We start from the raw sequence: 16,743 nt of genomic DNA on the forward strand, positions 1-16,743 counted from the left end.
ACCGCCTTTCGTCTCTCTTTCTAATAAGATACGTAAAAGCGGCTGTTTTTTATTGTAAATATTTTTTTACAGGTGCAAAACTTTTACGATGGATTGGCGTAATTCCTTGTCGTTCAAGTCCTTCTAAGTGTTCCTTTGTTCCATAACCTGCATTATGCGAGAAACCATATCCAGGATAAAGCACGTCATATTCTTTCATCAATTGGTCTCGATATACTTTAGCAATGATACTTGCAGCAGCAATCGACACAGATCGTGCATCCCCTTTGATTATTTTTTCCTGCTGGATAGGCAAATCCAAGGTCATCGCATCGATCAACAAATAGCTTGGTACAATGGACAATTTTTCTACTGCTTGGATCATCGCTAATTTACTTGCTTCATAAATATTCACATCATCGATTGTCTGCTGATCAACGATCCCGATCCCGATTGCCAGGGCTTTTTCTTGAACTTGTTGATAAAGAAGTTCTCGCTTTTTCTCTGATAATTGTTTGGAGTCATTCAGCCCTAATATGATCTCATTTTTCGGCAAGATAACTGCAGCTGCCACGACAGGTCCAGCTAATGGTCCTCTTCCTACTTCATCAATGCCGGCAATCCATTGGTGACCTTGTGCGTACCCTTGCTTTTCAAAGCAAAACATTTCTTCATATTTTTCCTTAATTAATGCTTCCTTTTTCAATCGTCGTTCAAAAGAAGCCAGTGCTTGCTGCACGCCTTTGCGTGGATCATTTCTTAATGATTCTAGTGTAGGATCATCTATTCTCTGTATGCTTTTCAATCGTTCTTTGATACTTTGGATGGATTCAGTCATCACTTTTTTGCTCCATTTCTTCGCAACGATCCAGTGTGTATCGTCCAAGTTTTCCTTGGCGAATATCATGCACGACTAATTCGCTGCCGCGATCATAGTCTTCTTTATACCCACGTTTTGCTGTAATATCCATCAGTAATTCCGGTGCCAATTTTTCTTCTTGCTCGATTGATAAACCATAACGATCGCTGATTCTTCCTGAATAATATCGGGCAAAAAAGTCTAATCCGTAAATCGCTAAATCATCTAAATGGACAAGCTGATCTTTGATCGCGCCTGTCAGCGCTAGTTTTTTGCCGATTTCTTCATCTTCAAATTTGGGCCATAAAATCCCTGGTGTGTCTAACAATTCCAACTCATTACCTAAACGAAGCCACTGCTGACCTTTTGTTACGCCAGGCTTATTTCCTGTCTGTGCAATTTTCTTGCCTACTAGTCGATTCATCAACGTAGATTTCCCAACATTTGGAATACCTAAGACCATTGCCCGAATAGCGCGAGGCTTGATCCCCCGAGCAGCATCTCTTGCCCGTTTTTCTTTCAATGCTTCTTTAGCCGCAGGTACTAGACCTTTAATTCCTTTACTTTCTTGTGCCGTGATAGCTAATGCAAGATGGCCTTGTTTACGAAAATATTCTTGCCACAGCTTTGTCTGTTGTGGATCTGCCAGATCCGCTTTATTCAATAAAACAAGGCGAGGTTTTTGCTGAATGATCTGATCTAGCATTGGATTACGAGAAGATAAAGGTAATCGTGCGTCTACCAATTCAAATACGATGTCCACATATTTCATTTTTTCAGAAACTTCTCGTCGGGCTTTTGCCATATGTCCCGGAAACCATTGGATGGTCATTGTTCTCTCCATTCCTTTCATACCGGAATATTCCCCGGCTTTACTTGTTTTTTTTCTTTTTCAATATAAATTCACTTTTTTATTATAAAGAAATTCCATCTATTAGTTAAGTGAAAGTGAACCAGTCCTCATTCTATCACATCTTCACTTTTTTGATGATGTAAATTTTTATTTTGGTTTCTATATATGAATCTAAATTTTTGACAACGTTTCCTAAATAAGAGATGATAGACGAACAAAACAGAAAGGAGACGAAACAAATGAATAGTATGGTTTTTGTTAATTTTCCTGTTGCTGATGTCAATCGTTCCGTTGCTTTTTATGAAAAGCTGGGTTTTAAAAAAAATGAAGAATTTTCTACTGAAGAAGCTGGTTCAATGGTATGGGATGACACTTTTTGGGTAATGCTTCTCTCTCATGATTTTTATAAAAAATTTATAAAAGATAAAGAAATAGCTGATAATAAAAAAACAAGTGGTGCTTTGATTTCGTTTAGTGTTGAAAACGCGGATGAAGTAAAAAAATTTGCTCAAATTGCAAAAGAAAATGGTGGTACTTTCCACGAAGTAGATATGGGAATGCCTGAAGAAGAAATGTTTTCATTAGAAGTCCAAGATCTAGACGGAAATACATTAGAACCCGTATGGATGAAGATGTAAGCAGATAACTAATCTGACGTTTTTTATAACAAAAAAACAAAGGCGGATGATACGATAAGTATTCTCCGCCTCTATTTTTTTCATTCGTACAATCTCTTTTTTACAGTTTATAAAAGCAGTCTTCTCACCCTTTTTTTAATTGTTAGATGCCAGTGTATATAAATCACCAATGTGTCATGACACATTGGTGATTTTATGGTATCCTTTTATTATTAACTGACAAAGGAGAGAATATTTTGAACACTTTGATTGCAAAAGACGTTTTTAGATTGCCCGAAATGAATGCAAGATTGTTGTCGACCTCTGCTCTTTTATTAGCCCTTGATGTCATCTTATACAAGATAGCGATTGGTCCTGCTTATTTTCAAATCACATTCGGATTTTTAAGTATGGCGCTTATGGGTTATCTATATGGACCGATCTGGGCTGGTTTGCTTGAAATGTTGTCGAACACTTTAAATTTCACGATATTTGGTTCAGGAACGTTTCAAGCTGCTTTTCTTATCACGGCTTTCCTTGGTGGATTTATTAATGGCTTATTTTTATATCATAAAAAGATAAACCTGCCTTCCGTCATCGCTGCCCAATTATTGATTATGATCCCAGTCAGCCTTTTTATCAATTCTTGGCTGATGTCTGTTTTGTTTGGTGCAGATTTCAAAGTGATTTTTCTAGGTAGAGTCATCAGGAATATGATCCAAATCCCTATTCAAATAATGGTTGTTTATTCATTTATCAAAACTTTAGAGGCTAGAAAAGTGTTTAAACGAGCTGTTTGATTTTACGTACTAAGGTAGTAAACTGATTTTGGATTAAACAATAAAGCGTGCAGTCTCAACAGATTGCACGCTTTATTGTTTCTCACTGGATCCATTTTATTTCATCAAGTGGATAATAGACAAATCTTGCTTTACCTAGAATATCAGTTTTATTGATCGTGCCAAACGAACGACTATCTTTTGAAACTCTTCGATTATCTCCAAGTACAAAATAATTATCTTCCGGAAGCTTGGATTGTCCCGTTAGCTCTTGTAGTGTAAAGTCCGTCGTATAGGATGCATTTGCATGATCTGATTTCAGGTTTTTAGTTAGATAAGGTTCCTTAACTACTTTCCCATTGATCTTCAATTGATCATTTTGGTAGCTGACATTTTCTCCTGGAAGACCGATTACTCGTTTGATATAAATCGTGCCATCTGCTAATTGAAAAACAACAATATCAAATCGTCTGATCTCCGAAAATTTTTCCATCACAACCATATCACCTTGCTTCAACACGTTTTCCATTGAATTGCCTTCCACTGGTACCGGGATGAATAAAAATCCCCGCAACATGAACGCAAGGAATACAGAAACAAGTAAGTATTTGAATACAAGCCAGAAGCGATTAATATAGCGTTGTTTTTTTGTCAATCTCTATCAATCCATCCCTCGTTTTTTCATTCTTTCTTTATTATAAGAAAAATATCAAAAAAATGCGACTAGATAGCTGAAATAAAAATAATTCTTTCAATTAGGCTATTGGACAAAAAACTTTTTTGATCATAAAGTACAAAACTATCTCTTATATGTCATGATTATTTTCTAAATATTTTTCCCATGCTTCGTCAAAGATATCCATGGACGGCAAATAGTCGACATTCAGTTCCAGATAATTAGAAATTTCTTCGTAGCTAGAGCTGTGCTTAGGAAATTGGATGTCTTTACCGGCTTCTGTAGCGAAAACAGATAAAGCATCATGTGTGCCACCGCCTCGCAGTGTCATTAAATAATGAAAAAAGCTTCGATTCACCCTTCGTTCCTCCAATTTTCTTCGATAAAGGCAGCCCGGCGTGCATGGTTTCTTTTAAAATTTTCAGGATGCTTTTTATAATACTCTTGATGGTCTTCTTCTGCTAGATAAAATGGTTGGGCTGGTTCGATTTTTGTAACGATTGGCTGTTCGAAACGTCCACTTTCAGCTAACTGTTTCTTACTTTTTTCAGCAATGATCCGCTGTTCTTCTGTCAAATAAAAGATCACCGGGCGATAATTGTCACCGCGATCCTCGAATTGTCCGAAAGCGTCAGTTGGATCAGTTTGCTGCCAGTAAAGTTCTACTAATTGTTCATATGAAATCAATGTTGGATCATAGATAATCTCCACTGCTTCTGTATGTCCAGTCGTTTGGCTTTTTACTTGTTCATAAGTCGGATCTGGTACATGCCCTCCAGTATATCCTGACATCACTGTATGGATACCAGGAAGCGTGTCGAAAGGCTGGATCATACACCAGAAACAGCCTCCTGCAAATATTGCTCGTTCCATTATGATTCCCCCTCTAATACTACTCATCCGATGATTTTTTATTTTCTTTTGTCTTGCTTTCAGTACTGCTGGTGCTAGTTTTGTTGGTATTTGAGTTGTTTGAAGCATCAGAGGTATCTTTTGGCAAATATAGACTAAACCGAATGTCATCATTTACTAAGTCGATTTTATCTGCTTTAATATACATCCCGTTTTGCATTCGGAATTGATCCAACCTAAGCATGATAGTCAGATCATCTGTATTGACTTCGATCCAATCTGGTAATTTATAGTTTCTCTTGATCATATTCATCACATCTTTGATTGGCAAACTCAATGTTCCGATAGAAAGACTTCTAGCTTTTAGTTGGACATTTCCGTTTTCCATCACATACGGATCAAAATATAAATAGAAATCGATAGGAAAACCTAGTACTTCGAAAGTACCATTGAGTAGTGCTTCATTTTCCAAATAAAATTTATATTCAATATCACTATCTTTTTGATACTCACTAAGGAAAAAGCTGATGATTTGATTGACTTTTTCTTTATTTGAATTGATCGTTAAGACAGGATCTCCTTGTCTTTCCGTAAGAGCTGGTATTTCTGGGAGTTCTGGTTCCCGATTAGCAAAAATACGGCTGCCTAAAAATACGGTCGAACCAAGTACTACCCCAAGAAGGATAAGGAAGGCGAATTTCCAGTAATTTGTTTTCTTTGTTTTGTTTGAAGATACGTCAGATCTTGTTTTCATGTTTATTGATCATCCTCCTTCTCTAGCCATTGGTTTTGTGTCTCGATCAGCTGATCTCTCACTGCATTTGCCATCAATTGATAACCTAAATTATTTGGATGGAAATGATCTTCTTCATAGAGCACATTATTTTTGATGCCATTTAGATTTTCTGTCGTGCTAGTTGTTTGATCTGTTCCTTCTTCTGTGACACCTACTTCCTGATTCAATCCTTGATAAAGCAAATCATTGATTGGGATAAAGTAGCAGTTCGGCATTTTTTTTGTCACCGTTTCTGTTCCTTTGTTCCAATTGTTAACAATTGTCTGCATGTCAGTGATCTCAGGAAAGTTCAAATAAAATGGATTGTAGATGCCTAAAATGTAAATAGGTGCGGTTTTATTGAGGGATCGAAATTCTTCCAATAGTTCTGTGACATTTTCCTGATAGTTTTTCAGTGGCTTTTTAAAGGAATTGACCGTTAACCCGAATAAATTATTTTGGATAACTTTCATCAAATCATTACCGCCAACAGTCAGTGTGATAAAATCAGCTGTTTTGATATTGTTTCGAATTTCTTCTTTTGTTTTTACTCGCTTTAAGATCTGGTCACTTCGTTCACCATTTACACCATAGTTTTCTGTTTCAACCGCGGTCAAATTATAACGGTCTTTTAGATCATTTGCGACAAGGGGAACGAATCCTCCTTGCTTGGTTTGATCTCCTACTCCTTCAGTCAGCGAATCTCCGATAGCTATGTAGTGAAGTTTTTCTTTTTTATTTGGATCTTCTCTCACAGTAGTTACTGGTTTCATTAGTGGGCCAGCTTTCGGTATAGAAGCAGCTAAACCTGCATAGATGATGATCGCAATTAATAATGGGAACAAAACGAGGATCAGATGTCGTTTCGTTAATTTCATTTTTTCACCTCTTGTATTCGATTGGTTCTAATGTTATCAAAAATTTTATCAAAAAGGTAGTCTTTATGAAAAAAGAAAACAATTATTTTCCTAATTTTATAAAGAAAAAGAGAATAAGCTGCAAGCCTTTCAGGCTGAGGGCTTATCCTCTTTTCGACTAATCTACATAATACATGATTGCAAACGCGTCTTTACCAGTATGCGTAGCGATAACCGGATTCGTATGCAGTACAGGGATATGCATGTCCGGGAATAATTCTTGCAAACCCTCTTTGAATTCTTGCGCCAATTCTTTTGCATCCGCATGTGAAATACCGATTTGTCGCACATTTGGCAATTCTTTCAGTTCATTTTTCAAATTATTAAACCATTTATCGAACGTTTTCTTTCCTCGCCCCTTAGTTACAGGGATTAATTCAGAATGGGCGAAATTCATCACCACGCGTATGTTCAAAACACTAGACAGCAAACCAGTTGTTCGACTGATTCTTCCACCTTTTACCAAGTTATCTAGTGTGGATATTCCGATGTATAATTTTGTATTGTCTTGTACTTTTTTGACTTCTTCAAGGATTTCCTCTACTGTTTTACCTTCTTTTGCTAATTCAGCTGCTCGAATTACCTGAAAAGATAATCCTTGGTCAGTGGTATCACTGTCGATAACCGTTACTTTCGTTTTTGTTAGATTACTGGCTTGTCTTGCTGCTTCTACTGTTCCACTCAAGCCTTTTGTCATATGGATCGAAATCACTTCACTGCCGTCTTCTCCTAGCTCATCATACATCGAGATAAATTCTCCAATCGGTGGTTGGCTTGTTTTGGGCAGATTTTTTGCTTTTGCCATCATTTCCATAAATCTTTCGCCGTCTAGTTGGTCATCATCGGGATATACTGTTCCGTCGATCATGATGGATAGCGGCATGACACGAATGCCTAAAGCATCGCGTACATTTTTTTCCATCGTACATGAAGAATCTGTTACGATTTTTACATTTGTCATTATTTTCTCTCTCTCTTTCTTTAACAAGATGCCTTATTCATGTTAAACTACATGTAAGACAATTTCTATTTTTAGTATAACAGACAAATAATGATTTTTCATTAATTACACCTAGTAAAGGAGCCGTTTTCATGGAAAAAACGAAATTTAATCGAACGTATGAAATATTAAATGAAGTGTTTAATGCAGTCACCCATGGAATTGGGACTGGATTGAGTATCGCGGGACTAGTGGTTCTTTTAGTAAAAGGTGCCCACTTGCATTCCTCCCTCCATATTGTCTCTTATGCTATCTATGGATCGATGATGATTCTTTTATTTTTAACGTCTACTTTGTTTCATTCATTGATTTTTACAAAAGCAAAAAAGGTGTTCCAAGTATTCGATCATAGTTCGATTTTTCTTTTGATTGCAGGAAGTTATACTCCTTTTTGTTTGCTGAGTATCCGAGGATGGCTAGGTTGGACTTTATTTGTATTAATCTGGTTGTTTGCGATTCTTGGCATTATATATAAAGCGTTGACGTTGCATAAACGGGAGAGAGTATCAAAAGTATCTACGATCATCTATATTTTTATGGGGTGGCTCTGTGTCGTGGCTGCTGTTCCTCTTTATCACTCTCTTGGAATGACTGGTGTTATTTTGATGGTAGCAGGCGGGCTTTCTTACACGATAGGCGCATTCTTTTATAGCTTGAATTCTATCCGCTATATGCATGTTGTTTGGCATTTGTTTGTTATGTTAGGTGCAGGTTTTATGTACTTCTCTGTTTTATTCTTTACTTAATAAAAAAAATAAAGCTATGGATGGGACAGCTCTAAATAACAGCTAGTCTATCCATAGCTTTTTTATATCGTCAATTCGCCTGTCCCGCTTTTTACAGGATTCTCATTACGCTGATACGTTTCAAATTGATGCGGATAACGATTTTTTTCATCTATTTCTCCTTGACTAGTATTGATCAGTGACCAATCAGACCAGTCAACAGGTGGAAAATAAGCATCTCCATCGAATACATGATGGATGACTGTACGGTATAATATCGTACAAAATGGCAGAAATTCTTGATAAACAGCTGACCCTCCAGCGATGAAAAAGATACCGTCTGTTTCTTTTTCCAGAGCAAGCACGTCTTCCACACTATGCATGACATGCACGCCTTCTGCTTTATAGGAAGAATCTCTCGTCAAAACAATCGTCTGACGATTCGGCAACGGACGGCTACCCATCCCTTCGAAAGTTTTTCGTCCCATCACTAGTGTATTTGCTTCTGTCATTTGTTTGAAGAATTTCAGATCATTTGGCAAACGCCAAGGAAGACGGTCTTCTTTTCCAATCAATCCGTTTTCATCCTGTGCCCAAATTGCAGCTAACATTTTCTCATCCTTTCTGATTCTAAACAGCGATAGGAGCTTTGATCGCCGGATGTGGGTCATATCCTTCTAATTGGATATCTTCCATCTCAAAATCAAATACTGACTGCTTTTCCTGATTCAAAACTAAAGTCGGAAATGCGCGTATTTCTCGGCTCAATTGTTCTTTCATTTGTTCGATATGATTGATATAAAGATGAGCGTCTCCTAATGTGTGAACAAATTCGCCAACCGCTAAACCTGTTTCATGTGCAATTAGGTGAGTCAGCAACGCATAACTTGCAATGTTGAACGGAACGCCTAGAAACACATCCCCACTGCGTTGATACAATTGGCAGCTTAGCCGTCCCTCTTGAACATAAAATTGAAACATCGTATGACAAGGAGGCAAAGCCATGCTAGGAACATCTTCCGGATTCCATGCAGAAACGATCAATCTTCTAGAATCAGGAGTCTTTTTGATTGCTTCGATCACTTCTTTGATTTGATCGATAAAGCCACCGTCTTTTGTTTCCCAGTGACGCCATTGATAGCCGTAGATGTGTCCAAGATCGCCGTATGTTTCAGCAAAGGAATCATCGGTTAGGATCTTCTCGCAAAAAAGCTTGCTCTGCTTTTTATATTCTTCATTGAATTCAGGATCTGTCAAACATCTATGGCCAAAATCAGTCATATCTGGTCCATTATAGTCTGGACTTTTGATGTAGCGTTCAAATGCCCATTCATCCCAAATATGGTTTTTATTTTGTAATAGATAGCGGATATTCGTATCTCCTTTTAAAAACCAAAGCAATTCGCTTTTGATCAATCCAAAAGGTACTCGTTTCGTTGTTAACAAAGGAAACCCTTTTTGCAGATCAAACCGCATTTGGTATCCGAATAAGCTTAATGTGCCTGTGCCTGTTCTGTCTTCTTTACGATGCCCTTCTTCCAACAATTTTCTTCCTAAGTCAAGATACGCTTGTTCCATCCTTTTTCCTCCTAATCTTCTACCCATTCACTCAAGTATTCCCACCGTGCCATTTTTTCTTCAAGTTGTGCTTCTGTTTCAGATACGTCGTTTTGCAATTCTTGTAATCGAGTGAAATTATCTCCTTGATGATTCATCTCTTCTTGGAGCAATGAGATTTTTTCTTCAAGTTCTGCAATCTCATCTTCAATCGTTTCCCATTCTTTTTGTTCCATGTAAGATAATTTCTTCTTTTCAGCAGGTTCCTTGCTCTGTATTTTTGGTTTCGCTTTTTCAGCAGGCTGCTGGGTCTCTTTTTGCTTCAGTAAATAACTGGACATGTTTCCGTAATAAAGTTCTTGTTTTCCGTTTCCTTGGAATACTAATAACTTATCTGCTACCTTGTCCAAGAAATAACGGTCATGGGAAACAGTGATCACAGCACCTGGAAAACTTCTAAAATAATCTTCCAAAATCGTCAATGTTGCTATGTCCAAATCATTGGTCGGTTCATCCAATAATAAAACATTAGGTTGCTGGATCAGCAGTTTCAACAAAAATAACCGGCGTTTTTCTCCGCCTGAAAGTTTGCCTATCAGTGTCCCATGCATAAATCTTGGAAATAAAAATCGTTCAAGTAATTCTGCTACTCCGATTTGACTGCCATCTGCTGTTTTTGCTTCTTCAGCAGCTTCTTGTAAGTAAGCAATCATCCGTTTATCTGGTGCCATTTCTTCATTTTCTTGTGTATAATACGCAAGATGAACCGTTTCACCGATAGACATTGTACCGCTATCCAGGGGAATTCTGCCAGCTAGAATATTAAGCAATGTCGATTTTCCCGCACCATTTTTACCAGTAATACCTAGTCTTTCCCGAGATTGAATCAGTAAATCTAAATGTTCTAGCAGTGTTTGGTCATTTATACGGTAACTGCCATCTTTGATTTCCAGTACTTTTTTCCCTAAACGTTGTGTCGCTAGGTTCAGCTCTAAATCATCTTCTTGGTTTACTTGGTACAAGTTCTCCTTTAGATCTTCGAAACGGTTGATCCGTGCTTGCTGCTTGGTGCCACGTGCCTGTACGCCAGCCCTCATCCAAGCTAATTCCTGTTTATAAAGCCGCTTGCGCTTTTCTTCTTGTTCTACTTCTACACGATCACGTTCTGCTTTTTCTAAGACGTAAGCTTCATAATTTCCTTTATACTCGTATAATTTTCCAAATGAAAGTTCGAAGATTCGGTTTGCTACTCTATCTAGAAAATAACGATCGTGGGTAACCATCAATAGTGCGCCACGGTATTGTTTCAAATAGTTTTCCAACCACTCGATCGCTTCATAATCTAAATGGTTTGTTGGTTCGTCTAGTAATAGTAAATCGGGTTCATCAATCAACACTTGCGCCAGACTAACTCGTTTTTTCTGACCACCTGATAAAGTACTGATTTTTTTATCTAATTCACTGATTCCTAATTTTTGCAAAATAATCTTTGCGTTGGTATCTGTAGTCCAAGCATCTTCTTTATTCATTTGTTCTTCTGCTTTAGCATAACGTTTTTGCACATCAGGGTCTTCTCCGTTTTCCCCTAGTTCGATCAATGCTTCCTCATATGCTCGAACAGTTTGGATCAAGGGGCTGTTTCCTTGAAAGACTGCTTGGAGAACAGTTAATTCATCGGAAAATTCAGCTGCTTGAGAAAGATAACCAATACGGTAATCAGTTGGATAAAACACTGTTTGCCGATCACCGTCGCCGCTATCGATACCGGCAATAATATTTAAGAGACTTGTTTTACCCGTCCCGTTCGTCCCAATCAACCCGATACGGTCTTTTTCGTGGACCAAAAAAGAAATCTGGTCAAACAAATCTTTTTCACCATAAGTTTTTTTGAGGTCAGTTACTTTTAATTCTTTCAACATGTTCCCTCCTTATCTTGGATATTGTATCATAAAAATAGTGAACTTCAGGAAAATTTTTTTGGTATTTGTTCTTTTTGTGTTCTCAAAAAAAGAACAGGACCGATTCGATCCTGTTCTGATATGTTTTGTTTTTTATAAAACTTGAAAATTTTTACCTTTTTATTTTATTGGACTCGTTTTTTTGACTTTGCTCGAAACGCAAATCGGAAAGAAAAGTTATCAGATGGTTTGTTCATCGTATAAGATTCTAACAAATTGATATTCCTGCGATAGCTGTTCGCAGAAAACGTCGTGATTTTCTCAGCAACTTCGTATTCATCAATGATTTTTCTTTCAAGATAATAACCTCTTAGCATTTTTTTTGTAAACAGACTATCTTGCTGGATCATCCACGAAGAAATCAAATTCCCCGAGTTCATTTTTATTCCTTCAAGTTTGCGTTGCTGGATAAAAAATTGAACCATCGTTTCATCATAAATATCAGTCAAGTTATCTAAACTTTCAATAATCAACTGAGTATTTTTTTGATATGTCTCTCTGATTTCTTGGATATCTTCATCACTAATAAATGTCTGACGATCAGCATGTCTTCTTTGCCAAAACATTTTCGGATGGAGAACGATTCGCATTAACCTACGGACAACAATGAACCAAAAGCCGATAAAAGACAAAATCTGGCTTGTGATAGAATGTTCGAATCGAGAAAGAAAACGGGAGTAAAAACGATAACCATTAGAAGAAAGCTTGCCCGAACGATAACTTTCATCCAATCCATCCCGTTCGATCGACAAAATCAGTGCTTGTATTTCTTGTACTTCTTGCTTTTCATCATCGGTTAAATCTTCCAAGTACAGATCACGTATCCGTTCTTGATAATTTTCTATCACTGCTTCAGTGGCTAAAAATTCTTTTGTATTACGATCAATTTCCTTTATTTCTTTTCGCAAAACTTCAACGACCTCTTCTAAAATCATCAAAGCATTCAAATCCGTGCTTTTCGCTTCCTCTGTTTCCGTCAGCATAGGCAAGACAATGATCCCTATGACCAAAGTCACTAAGATGACACCCGCCGTCAGAAACAAAAGCAAAGACCGCTGGTAAAACATCATATTATTGATTGAAAATGGCAAAATAAAAATCGTAGCCAAACTGACTGTTCCCTTTACACCGCCAAATGTTAAGATCAAGATCTCGTTCAACTGTTTTTTGAACTTTTTACTGCCATCTTTGAATACATAAAAAAGACTGATAGAAATGAATCTGATCACAAAAAGCATGACAGAGATTAATACGATAATCGCTAATAAAAGACCGTTTGGATATAAACCGTCTCCCCATACTGGCGAGAACACTTGCGTCAATTCGATTCCTAAAAATATAAATACTAATGCATTCAGTGTAAAAGCAATAGTTGTCCATGTACTGTGGGACAAGCTCGACAATTCTGCATCAAACACAGAGATTTTCCTAAAACCAGAAGCTTGGAGAATACCTGCTGCCACTGCAGCAATGATTCCAGATACATCAAATGCCTCTGCCAATACATAGGCTAGAAAAGGAAGCAAAAGTTCGATCAGCAGATACCCTGTGACATCTTGTGCTGATGCTTTTTCGATCAAATGAATTATTTTTTGTTTGAACCAGACAAGCAAAAAGCCGATCAAAGCTCCCCCAATACTAGAAACTACTAGACTCATCCCCGCGTTTACTGCTGAAAAAGATCCGGTGATCAGCGCACCAAGAGCAAACTGGAAGGCAGTAACACCAGATGCATCATTCAAAAGACCTTCTCCTTCCAAAATATGCATCGCCTTTTTAGGGATATTCACTCGTCCAGAAAGAGAACTGACTGCTACCGCATCTGTCGGACCTAACGCTGCTCCAAAAGCAAAGCAGGCAGCAAGTGGGACACTTGGCAACAGGAATGATAACGTCGCACCTACCCCGACAAGGGTCAAAATGACTCCTCCAAATGCCAAGAACAAAATTGTCCCGAAATTTTTGAGAATCGAAGAAATATCTGCTTTTTCTCCTTCTCTAAATAACAATGGTGCAATAATCATAACTAAGAACAATTCAGGTTCAAAATCGATTGATTGTCCCCACTCTGTCAGACCTAATACCACTCCAAGGAAAATTTGGATCAGTGGAGCTGGAATCATTGGCAAAATGCGGCTAGCTATGTTCGATAAGGTGATCGTTACTGCAAATACAATAACTAACTCAGCAAATTCCATCGTCCATCCCCTTTATTTTTTATTTTGTGTAAGCATTTTTAAAAATTGTTCTTTTTTCTTTAAAATTTTGGTTTCGACTACTTCAACCTGTGTTTGGTTACCCTCTAATTCACACTGTACACGTTTTGACTCCAAACGAAGCAGATCATGTTTCAGACGTTCCAACTGACGATACATCAATATATTTCTTTTACGCAACTTACAAAGTATTTGACGGCGGTCATCCATCGAAAGGGCGCCATAGCGATCATGCAACAGTTTTTTTTGTTGTTCAAAACTCTCTCTCATTTTCCAGATCTCCTATACACAAACTTCCATCATTATAGCAAAGTTCTTTTTGGATGAAAAATATTTCATTGTTTCATCGTTTATTGCTAGTTAGAAATTTCCATAAATTTTTCAACGCCTCATTCTATTCCAAATAGTATCAGATATCAAGTAAAACTTAAGAAAGATAAAAGTTTCTGACAAAAGGATGTTTACTTTTCCATTCCTGCCTTTCTTGTTCTTTTATCACAACAAAAAAATGGGGCTGCGACAAAAATCTTGTCACAGTCCCTTATTCTGAATAAACGGTGTGGAAGAGACAGCCTATCAGTAGTAATAAGACACATCTCTTTCACAGCCTCATTTTTGCGTAAAAATCGATTTATTCGAAAAATTCCCCGTATACATCTTCTACACGTTGATCTGGATTGATCACGATATACAAGTTACCTGTTTTTTCGCTGATTTTTGTTGATTGATATTGATTGTCTAATCCTTCTGTTCCTTTATCTAGATATGGGAAGTACACAAGATCAGGTGTGCCATTTCGGTAAAGGATTTCCATTCGCTCGATATCTTCGTATTTCAATGCGCGATTAAACATGCCCATTTCCAGTCCGCCTAGGTTGATATCATGTGTCGCAACTGCGTCCCCTTCATGGAAGATTTCGATTTTAAATCCAGCACACGGATGGATTTCAACAAATTCACTGCCATTGATTCGTCCAAAACTTGTTGTGATTTGTTTGATCCAAAGATCGCCGATATGACGGCGGTTGATCGTCCAGGTTTCTCCATTTCTAAAATAAAATTTTAGCGCTGTCATTTCTTTACTCATTAAAAAGACTCCTTTATGATGTAATTTATTCTTGTACTACCTCAGTTTAGCACAAATTTATGTAAGTGGTCACATCTTATGTTTTTTCTTCTAATGACGTATCTGCCCACTTTAAGTAGCCAACAAAGCTGAGCAGATACAGTCTAGTGTTTTTTAAATCAATTTTTCTTTCGATAAAAAATCCAAAACCTGTTTTTTATCATTTTTTATTCTTTGTTCTACGACGGCTTTTTCAGCTAATTGCAAAGCTTCACTAACCCACTTACCAGGTTTTTTTCCAGTTTCTTCTAGCAAGATTTTACCATCTACTGCTAATTCGCTTAATGACTTGATAGGTAAACGATCATAGGATTCTCCTACGGCATCCATCTGAGGTGTTTCGTCAAAATAGATCATCAATTCTTCTACTTGCAGTGCATGTTTTTTGCCTAAGAAGTACAATTCGAATGGTTCCAAAGCTCCAGTTTCTCGTTGTCGTAGTCCTTGGACAAGTGCTTGAACGTCTTTAATCATTTGGTTAGAACACTTCCACGATTTCAAAAAGGAACGAATCTCATTTTCTTTTAGACCCAGTTGGCTGATCAATAATGTCCATACTTGGCTCTCTTCTTTCAATGGGACGGATGGTAATTCAGCAAAACGTAAAAGTGCTTCGCCTTCTTCTTTCAAACCGGGACAGCAAATGTAGCACTCTGTTTCAATAAATGCATGGATTCCCGCGGCCCGTTCATTTCCCAAGAGCATCTTGATGAATTCCACATTTATACGTTCTACAGATATTTTACCTAATAGCTCGTGGTTTTCTTTGATGGCGTAGAAGGTTTCTTCCTCTAATTTGAACCCTAGTTGACTGACAAAACGCAACCCGCGCATCATTCGTAAGGCATCTTCATGGAACCGCTCATGAGGATTGCCTACAGCTCGCAAGATCTGTTCTTCTAAATCTTGCAGACCATCGAACAAATCGATGATTTCTCCATCTTCTTTCAAAGCAAACGCATTGATCGTAAAATCTCTTCTTTTCAAATCTTCTGCCAACGAACGAACGAATTCGACATGATCTGGTCTGCGGTAGTCCTGATAAGTTGATTCCGTCCGAAATGTGGTGATCTCATATTGTTCATCATTTTCTAATACCAACACAGTTCCATGTTCGATCCCAATATCTATCGTTTTTGGAAAAAGCTGTTTGATTTCTTCTGGAAATGCGCTTGTTGCGATATCCACATCATGGATTGGCTGGTTCAGCAAGATATCACGTACACTTCCACCTACAAAATAAGCTTCATATCCTGCATTCTCTAATTTTTTCAGAACTGGAATTGCCTTTTGGTATTCCAGAGGTAATTGTTTTAATTTCATTTTTCCAACCTTTCCTGCGTGTTTCTTGTACTGAGATAAAGACTCAGTTGCATGGTGACTGTTTGACAAGTCCGTTTCAGAGTCTTCAAGGCCAGGACCACTTCATCTTGTTTACTCGTCCTTACGCTCAAAGCGATTATGGTCTCTTTGATTGAATTTTTCCATGTTTTTTTCAAAAACTTCAGTTAAGTCGATATTCAATGAATTAGCCATGATCATCGTAACGAATAAAACATCACCAAGTTCTTCTGCTACCGAGTTAACTGGTTCAGAAGCCTTTTTGCTTTTTTCTCCATAAGTGTGGTTGACTTCTCTTGCCAATTCACCTACTTCTTCAGTTAATCGAGCCATCTGAGCTAATGGAGAGAAATACCCCACCTTGAATTGCTGGATATATTCATCCACTTCCTGCTGCATACTGTATAAAGAACGCTTTTTATCCATCTTTTTCCCTCCAAAACTATCTTACCAAAACTTTAACGCAAATCCTAGATAAGAGCAATTGAGAAAATCGAATTTCCATGCTACATT

General features: G+C 37.6%; 19 protein-coding genes. 3 read left to right on the forward strand and 16 right to left on the reverse strand.

The genetic code is table 11. From position 1 onward, the window contains the following. Positions 1-49: 49 nt before the first annotated feature. Together DIZ30_RS01290 and ylqF are read right to left on the reverse strand one after the other, a co-directional pair. On the reverse strand, positions 50-817 hold the full coding sequence (locus tag DIZ30_RS01290; protein WP_002296990.1) for a ribonuclease HII: 768 nt from the start codon (positions 815-817) through the stop codon (positions 50-52). Beyond that, entirely contained in the window at positions 810-1,670 is an 861-nt protein-coding gene (ylqF, locus tag DIZ30_RS01295) for a ribosome biogenesis GTPase YlqF (RefSeq protein WP_002296988.1), read from the reverse strand. Before ylqF ends, DIZ30_RS01290 begins: the two co-directional genes overlap by 8 nt. 260 nt (positions 1,671-1,930) lie before the next feature. Here ylqF and DIZ30_RS01300 point away from each other — a divergent pair, with 260 nt between their 5' ends. Continuing rightward, positions 1,931-2,329, forward strand: a complete 399-nt coding sequence (locus DIZ30_RS01300; RefSeq protein WP_002298119.1) for a VOC family protein — start codon at positions 1,931-1,933, stop codon at positions 2,327-2,329. Between the two features lie 236 nt (positions 2,330-2,565). Continuing rightward, positions 2,566-3,108 carry a folate family ECF transporter S component gene (locus tag DIZ30_RS01305; RefSeq protein ID WP_002298120.1) on the forward strand — a complete coding sequence of 181 codons (543 nt, stop codon included), beginning with the start codon at positions 2,566-2,568 and terminating at the stop codon, positions 3,106-3,108. Positions 3,109-3,190: 82 nt separating this feature from the next. Here DIZ30_RS01305 and lepB read toward each other — a convergent pair whose 3' ends face one another. From lepB to DIZ30_RS01335, 6 genes are all read right to left on the reverse strand, one after another. After that, complete coding sequence (lepB, locus tag DIZ30_RS01310) at positions 3,191-3,742, reverse strand: signal peptidase I (RefSeq protein ID WP_002294418.1); 552 nt, start codon at positions 3,740-3,742, stop codon at positions 3,191-3,193. 151 nt (positions 3,743-3,893) lie between these two features. After that, entirely contained in the window at positions 3,894-4,121 is a 228-nt protein-coding gene (locus DIZ30_RS01315) for a YozE family protein (protein WP_002288398.1), read from the reverse strand. Continuing rightward, positions 4,118-4,636 carry a peptide-methionine (S)-S-oxide reductase MsrA gene (msrA, locus tag DIZ30_RS01320; protein ID WP_002288397.1) on the reverse strand — a complete coding sequence of 173 codons (519 nt, stop codon included), beginning with the start codon at positions 4,634-4,636 and terminating at the stop codon, positions 4,118-4,120. Before msrA ends, DIZ30_RS01315 begins: the two co-directional genes overlap by 4 nt. 19 nt (positions 4,637-4,655) lie before the next feature. Then, complete coding sequence (locus DIZ30_RS01325; RefSeq protein WP_002288396.1) at positions 4,656-5,369, reverse strand: YpmS family protein; 714 nt, start codon at positions 5,367-5,369, stop codon at positions 4,656-4,658. A gap of 2 nt (positions 5,370-5,371) precedes the next feature. Further along, positions 5,372-6,268 carry an SGNH/GDSL hydrolase family protein gene (locus tag DIZ30_RS01330; protein WP_002288395.1) on the reverse strand — a complete coding sequence of 299 codons (897 nt, stop codon included), beginning with the start codon at positions 6,266-6,268 and terminating at the stop codon, positions 5,372-5,374. Between the two features lie 157 nt (positions 6,269-6,425). Continuing rightward, positions 6,426-7,268: a DegV family protein gene (locus tag DIZ30_RS01335; protein WP_002298122.1), complete on the reverse strand. Its 843-nt coding sequence runs from the start codon at positions 7,266-7,268 to the stop codon at positions 6,426-6,428. 131 nt (positions 7,269-7,399) lie between these two features. Here DIZ30_RS01335 and DIZ30_RS01340 point away from each other — a divergent pair, with 131 nt between their 5' ends. After that, the gene (locus DIZ30_RS01340) at positions 7,400-8,053 is read left to right on the forward strand and encodes a hemolysin III family protein (RefSeq protein ID WP_002288393.1); all 654 of its coding nucleotides are present in this window, start codon (positions 7,400-7,402) and stop codon (positions 8,051-8,053) included. Between the two features lie 62 nt (positions 8,054-8,115). On the opposite strand, the gene DIZ30_RS01345 is transcribed toward DIZ30_RS01340, so the two are convergent. From DIZ30_RS01345 to DIZ30_RS01380, 8 genes are all read right to left on the reverse strand, one after another. Further along, on the reverse strand, positions 8,116-8,643 hold the full coding sequence (locus DIZ30_RS01345) for a dihydrofolate reductase (RefSeq protein WP_002298124.1): 528 nt from the start codon (positions 8,641-8,643) through the stop codon (positions 8,116-8,118). A gap of 19 nt (positions 8,644-8,662) precedes the next feature. Beyond that, the gene (locus tag DIZ30_RS01350; protein ID WP_002298126.1) at positions 8,663-9,610 is read right to left on the reverse strand and encodes a thymidylate synthase; all 948 of its coding nucleotides are present in this window, start codon (positions 9,608-9,610) and stop codon (positions 8,663-8,665) included. An 11-nt stretch (positions 9,611-9,621) separates the two neighbouring features. Next, the gene (locus tag DIZ30_RS01355; protein ID WP_033581979.1) at positions 9,622-11,505 is read right to left on the reverse strand and encodes an ABC-F family ATP-binding cassette domain-containing protein; all 1,884 of its coding nucleotides are present in this window, start codon (positions 11,503-11,505) and stop codon (positions 9,622-9,624) included. Positions 11,506-11,672: 167 nt separating this feature from the next. Next, positions 11,673-13,745 (reverse strand): sodium:proton antiporter, encoded by a 2,073-nt coding sequence (locus DIZ30_RS01360; RefSeq protein ID WP_002298130.1) that lies wholly within the window; start codon positions 13,743-13,745, stop codon positions 11,673-11,675. Between the two features lie 12 nt (positions 13,746-13,757). Then, positions 13,758-14,033, reverse strand: a complete 276-nt coding sequence (locus DIZ30_RS01365; RefSeq protein ID WP_002290188.1) for a hypothetical protein — start codon at positions 14,031-14,033, stop codon at positions 13,758-13,760. Positions 14,034-14,394: 361 nt separating this feature from the next. Beyond that, positions 14,395-14,850, reverse strand: coding sequence for a hypothetical protein (locus tag DIZ30_RS01370; RefSeq protein ID WP_002290187.1), 456 nt, complete (start codon positions 14,848-14,850; stop codon positions 14,395-14,397). A 153-nt stretch (positions 14,851-15,003) separates the two neighbouring features. Then, positions 15,004-16,212 (reverse strand): CCA tRNA nucleotidyltransferase, encoded by a 1,209-nt coding sequence (locus DIZ30_RS01375; protein ID WP_002324657.1) that lies wholly within the window; start codon positions 16,210-16,212, stop codon positions 15,004-15,006. Positions 16,213-16,323: 111 nt separating this feature from the next. After that, entirely contained in the window at positions 16,324-16,656 is a 333-nt protein-coding gene (locus DIZ30_RS01380; RefSeq protein ID WP_002290045.1) for a nucleotide pyrophosphohydrolase, read from the reverse strand. Positions 16,657-16,743 lie beyond the last annotated feature (87 nt).

The organism is Enterococcus sp. H57, from assembly GCF_003112495.1.
In the GTDB taxonomy this organism is placed as follows: Bacteria; Bacillota; Bacilli; order Lactobacillales; family Enterococcaceae; genus Enterococcus_B; species Enterococcus_B faecium.

Bases quoted from the DNA above. Each gene is read 5' to 3' on its own strand.
- DIZ30_RS01335 (WP_002298122.1), bottom strand. From the start codon at position 7,268: ATGACAAATGTAAAAATCGTAACAGATTCTTCATGTACGATGGAAAAA.
- DIZ30_RS01345 (WP_002298124.1), bottom strand. From the start codon at position 8,643: ATGTTAGCTGCAATTTGGGCACAGGATGAAAACGGATTGATTGGAAAA.
- DIZ30_RS01360 (WP_002298130.1), bottom strand. From the start codon at position 13,745: ATGGAATTTGCTGAGTTAGTTATTGTATTTGCAGTAACGATCACCTTA.
- ylqF (WP_002296988.1), bottom strand. From the start codon at position 1,670: ATGACCATCCAATGGTTTCCGGGACATATGGCAAAAGCCCGACGAGAA.
- DIZ30_RS01375 (WP_002324657.1), bottom strand. From the start codon at position 16,212: ATGAAATTAAAACAATTACCTCTGGAATACCAAAAGGCAATTCCAGTT.
- DIZ30_RS01290 (WP_002296990.1), bottom strand. From the start codon at position 817: ATGACTGAATCCATCCAAAGTATCAAAGAACGATTGAAAAGCATACAG.
- DIZ30_RS01330 (WP_002288395.1), bottom strand. From the start codon at position 6,268: ATGAAATTAACGAAACGACATCTGATCCTCGTTTTGTTCCCATTATTA.
- DIZ30_RS01365 (WP_002290188.1), bottom strand. From the start codon at position 14,033: ATGAGAGAGAGTTTTGAACAACAAAAAAAACTGTTGCATGATCGCTAT.
- DIZ30_RS01380 (WP_002290045.1), bottom strand. From the start codon at position 16,656: ATGGATAAAAAGCGTTCTTTATACAGTATGCAGCAGGAAGTGGATGAA.
- DIZ30_RS01340 (WP_002288393.1), top strand. From the start codon at position 7,400: ATGGAAAAAACGAAATTTAATCGAACGTATGAAATATTAAATGAAGTG.
- msrA (WP_002288397.1), bottom strand. From the start codon at position 4,636: ATGGAACGAGCAATATTTGCAGGAGGCTGTTTCTGGTGTATGATCCAG.
- DIZ30_RS01325 (WP_002288396.1), bottom strand. From the start codon at position 5,369: ATGAAAACAAGATCTGACGTATCTTCAAACAAAACAAAGAAAACAAAT.
- DIZ30_RS01300 (WP_002298119.1), top strand. From the start codon at position 1,931: ATGAATAGTATGGTTTTTGTTAATTTTCCTGTTGCTGATGTCAATCGT.
- DIZ30_RS01350 (WP_002298126.1), bottom strand. From the start codon at position 9,610: ATGGAACAAGCGTATCTTGACTTAGGAAGAAAATTGTTGGAAGAAGGG.
- DIZ30_RS01370 (WP_002290187.1), bottom strand. From the start codon at position 14,850: ATGAGTAAAGAAATGACAGCGCTAAAATTTTATTTTAGAAATGGAGAA.